Genomic DNA, 3055 nt, shown 5'->3' with positions numbered 1-3055 from the left:
AGATGTGTATAAGAGACAGGTACTGCACCGAGCGCGGGTTGGGTGCACCCGGATCGGTGAAGGAGGGCCGCAGGCTGGCGCCCTGTACCGGTTGCTGCACAACGCCGTCAACGGATTCGGGGGCGCTGATGCCGCACACATCGAGCACGGTGGGAAGGACGTCGATGGCGTGAGCGAATTGCCCACGGACGCCACCGCCCTGGTCAATTCCCTTGGGCCAGTGCGCGATGAACGGTACGCGGGTGCCGCCGAGCCAGGTGTAGCGCTTCCACAGCCGAAACGGCGTGTTGCCCGCCCACGCCCAGCCCCACGCATAGTGCGGGTAGGTCCGGGGCCCGCCCCACTCGTCGAGCTGCGCCAGGTTCTCGGCGAGGTCATCGCGCACCCGGTGGGTGAATCGGTGTTCGTTGACGGTTCCGGATACGCCGCCCTCGGCGCTGGCGCCGTTGTCGGACATCAACAGGATCAGCGTGTTGTCGAGCACCCCGATGCGTTCGAGGGTGTCGACCACCCGGCCGATCTGCGCGTCGGTGTGGCTGAGGAAGCCGGCGTAAACCTCATGCATGCGGGCGTAGAGCCGGCGCTCGTCGGCACTCAGGTCGTCCCAGGCCGGCACCCACGGCGGACGGGGAGTCAAGGTGGCTGTGGACGGGACGACGCCGGACTGCCCCTGCCGAGCGAACAACTCGTCGCGCCAACGATCCCATCCCGCGTCGAATTTACCGGCGTAGGCGTCCGCCCAGGAGCGCTCCACATGGTGCGGTGAGTGCATGGCGCCCGGGGTGAAGTACAGGAAGAAGGGCTTGCCGGGAGCGTTGGCCTGTTGGCTCAAGATCATTCGGATCGCCTCGTCGGCGAGGTCCTCGGTCAGGTGGTAGCCCTCGTCGGGCCGGGCGGGCGGGTCGACGAACGAATTGTCGCGCACCAACTCCGGAGCCCACTGATTGGCGTCGCCCCGGAGGAAACCGTAGTAGCGCTCGAAACCCAGGCCCAACGGCCATTGGTCGAAGGGGCCGGCGGCGCCGCGTTCGCCGCGTGGCACCAGATGCCATTTCCCAGCCGCCAGGGTGTTCCATCCCGCGTCGCGCAGGATTCGCGGCAGCGTGGCCGCCGAGCGCGGGATATGGGAGGTGTAGCCCGGATGTGTGGTGGGCAGATCGGCGAGGAACCCCATCCCCACCGCGTGGTGATTACGGCCGGTCAGCAGCGCCGCTCGAGTCGGCGAACACAGGGCCGTGACGTGAAACCGGTTGTAGCGCAGGCCGCCGGAAGCCAGACGATCGATCGTCGGAGTCGAGATGTCCGATCCGTAGCAGCCGAATTGGGCGAACCCGAGATCGTCGAGCAGGATCACCACGACGTTGGGTGCGTCCTGCGGCGGGCGCTGTGGCTGGGTCATGGGGTGTCGCCTTTCGTGACGAGGTGCCGATTGCCAGATATCACGCTGTCGGCGGAATCGGTCGGGGATCGGCGGTCTTGCCGGTATGCCGGATCGACTCGGCGCACCGTGGCCACCAGCAACAAAGCGATGATGGGAGCGATGACGCCGTACAGCGCCGGCACCGTGCTGATTTCGGCGCTGTCGAGCAGTTGCGGACTCAGTGCGATGGCCGTGGCGACCATGGCGTTGTGCATACCGATCTCGAGGCTGATGGCGATAGCCTGGCGTGGGGCCAGCTTCATCCAGCGAGGCACGAGATAGCCGACGGTCAGGCTGACGGTGCAGAACGTCACCACCGCTCCGCTGAGCGCGCCGAGGTTGTTCGCCACCGTCGATCGTCCGCCGACGATCGCCGCCACGGAGACGGCTACCAGAAGCGCCGCGGCGGCGACCCGAACGGGCCGCTTGAGCCGGCGGGCCAGATCGGGAAAGCGTTCCCGGATCGCGACGCCGATCGCGGTGGGGATGAGCACCAGCCCGACGACCGCGACGAACTTGTCCAACTGCAGCGGGATGCTGCGTCCCTCGCCGGTGAACCAGGTGATCGAGAACGCGAGAATTGCCGGCAGCGACGCGATGGACAGTACGGCGTTGATCGCGGTGAGGGTGAGATTGAGTGCCAGATCGCCATTCACCAAGTGACTGAACACATTCGCCAGCAGACCGCCGGGGACGGCGGATATCAGCATCAGGCCGATGGCAAGCTTCGCCGGCAGGCTGAACGCTTCGGCGATCAGCAGGCACAGCGCCGGCAGCACCAGCGCCTGACAGAGCAGGGCAACCGCCAGTGGGCGTTTGAGCGCGGCTGCCCGCCGGAAGTCCGCGACGGTCAGGGTCATTCCCAGCGCGAGCATGGCCGTTACGACGACCAAGGGAAAGAACCGGTTGTCCATGGGTGCTCCACGGTGTTGGTGCGCAGACGCCGTGGCGGTCAAGCGGCCCCCGGCGCCGGCGCAAAGCTGCAGTGGCCACTCAGCTTGCCGCACCCGGCCGATTTCCGGCTCTGGCCGTGCAGTGGCCGCTGCGTTGAAAACGACTGGCCCAGCAAACCAATTCGGCCCCGCGGTAGCCGGTGCCGGTTCGGGTGGCGCCGACCCGCCGGCAGCGGGACCGCCGGTGGTCTCAGGGTGCTGGGGCCTGGCGGCGGAGCCGCCGAGCAGGGCTGGGAAGTCGTCGGCGCGAAAATGGATCAGCGGAGAAAAACCATGTACCGCAACGGTATTAAGGAAGTGTGGGCGAGCATGGCCGGTGGGTCGACGCTGCCCGGCGGACACCGCATCGCGCCGCAGCCGTACGCCACCTCGGTTCACCGGCCCGCGCGCGGATGCCGCCCCTCGTGGGCGGCCGCCCGCCGGTCTTACGGTGGCGCGCGCCGGCTGGCTACAGTAGGCCCCAGGGCAGCGCAGGCTGGAATCTTTCTGAGCCGAATCGCGACGCCGAGCGTGGGCCGCGGGCGGGAATCGGGGGAGCGGGTCGCACGCCGACGTTGTCCGCAGGCGGTTCCGACGCGCCCGCGTAGACTCGTCGCGCCGATTTTTTTTGCGACAGTGAGGTAGGTGATCGATGAGCGGCCATTCCAAGTGGGCTACCACGAAGCACAAGAAGGCGGTCATC

2 protein-coding genes are annotated in these 3055 nt (G+C 67.6%); both read right to left on the bottom strand.

All coding sequences use genetic code 11. The features are described 5' to 3' along the window. Nucleotides 1–1399, bottom strand: a 1399-nt coding sequence (locus tag LI92_RS20675; RefSeq protein WP_046322217.1) for an arylsulfatase, incomplete at its 3' end; no start/stop codon positions are given. Next, entirely contained in the window at nucleotides 1396–2334 is a 939-nt protein-coding gene (locus LI92_RS20670; protein WP_046322215.1) for a bile acid:sodium symporter family protein, read from the bottom strand. The genes LI92_RS20670 and LI92_RS20675, both read right to left, overlap by 4 nt. Nucleotides 2335–3055 lie beyond the last annotated feature (721 nt).

Origin of the sequence: Mycobacterium sp. UM_Kg1 (assembly GCF_000972925.1) — a bacterium.
GTDB classification, from domain to species: Bacteria; Actinomycetota; Actinomycetes; order Mycobacteriales; family Mycobacteriaceae; genus Mycobacterium; species Mycobacterium hiberniae.
Note: the sequence above shows the minus strand (reverse complement) of the source record. Positions and strands in the feature narration are given on the sequence as shown.